Origin of the sequence: Alkalibacterium indicireducens, from assembly GCF_039522005.1 — a bacterium.
Taxonomy (GTDB): Bacteria; Bacillota; Bacilli; order Lactobacillales; family Carnobacteriaceae_A; genus Alkalibacterium; species Alkalibacterium indicireducens.
Genome location: NZ_BAAADA010000225.1, coordinates 1 through 883 on the forward strand (window position 1 = coordinate 1; position 883 = coordinate 883).

The 883-nt window shown below is 33.9% G+C and carries 1 protein-coding gene; it reads left to right on the top strand.

Translation table 11 applies throughout. The annotated features are described in order from the left end of the window. Positions 1 to 850: transposase (locus ABFX15_RS12060; protein WP_346025638.1), on the top strand; the 850-nt coding region annotated here is incomplete at its 5' end. Between the last annotated feature and the right edge of the window lie 33 nt (positions 851 to 883).

Here is an 883-nt window from a genome sequence, read left to right on the forward strand (position 1 = left end):
CCTTATGAATTATCCTAAAGTGAAAGAAAAAGTCAATATTTTAAAAGAGAATATCGAAGATGACATTAATCATTTAAATTCCTTAGGAAAAGACGAGGCAAAGATTGGCTATAAATCAGCCGCCGATTCTTTTTTAGGCTATAAAACTCATCTTGCTATAACGGATGAGCGAATCATCACAGCTGCGACAATAACGACTGGTGAAAAATCAGACGGTAAGGAATTAGAAACTTTAATTAACAAAACCGTTGATCAAGGACTTATTATTGAAGAAGTCATTGCGGACGCTGCCTATTCTGGAAAAGATAATATTAAAATGGCTCACAAAGAAAATATTCATTTAATAGCCAAATTAAATCCAATTGTGAGTGAAGGTACACGCAAAGGACATAAAGAGTTTGAATTTAATAAGGATGCCGAAATGGTTGTTTGTCCGGCAGGACATCAAGCCACACGTAAAGCAAGAACTGGCAGAAAAAACACAAATAAAAATCAATGTATGACCTATTATTTTGATATCGAAAAGTGTAGGCAGTGTCCACTAAAAAAAGGGTGTTATAAGAACACAAAAGAAAAAACCTATTCTATTACTTTAAAAAGCCAGGAACATCAGTACCAGATGAAGTTTGAACAAACTGAATACTTCAAAAAACGTTCTAAACAACGATATAAAATTGAAGCAAAAAATAACGAGTTGAAGAACCGTCATGGATATAAAGTGGCGAAATCATCTGGTTTATTTGGCATGGATATACAAGGAGCCACTACGCTCTTCGTGGTGAATATGAAGCGAATAATTAAGCTCAAGAGCGAGAATGAAGAAAAATTAATAGAACACAAACAAAAATAATCAGTGCTACCTGTGTAAATGCCTTGAAATTTA